A 245-nucleotide genomic window follows, 5' to 3' on the forward strand; every position below is an offset into this window, starting at 1 on the left:
GCCCGCTTCGCCAATTTGCGCGCCTACCTGGGCTACATGTGGGCCCACCCCGGCAAGAAACTGCTGTTCATGGGCGGCGAGATCGCGCAGGCCGCCGAATGGAACCATGACGCTCCGCTCGACTGGAACCTGCTGGACGATCCGGCCCGCAAGGGCATGCAACGACTGGTCGGCGACCTCAATCGCCTGTACCGCTCCCAGCCCGCGCTGCATGCCCGTGACGCCGATCCCGCCGGCTTTGCCTG

General features: G+C 67.3%; 1 pseudogene. It reads left to right on the plus strand.

The window, feature by feature from the left end:
- A pseudogene (locus SB751_RS34100) lies at nt 1-245 on the plus strand (1,4-alpha-glucan branching enzyme); the annotation flags it as partial.

It is taken from the genome of Cupriavidus sp. SIMBA_020, assembly GCF_046535395.1.
In the GTDB taxonomy this organism is placed as follows: domain Bacteria; phylum Pseudomonadota; class Gammaproteobacteria; order Burkholderiales; family Burkholderiaceae; genus Cupriavidus; species Cupriavidus campinensis.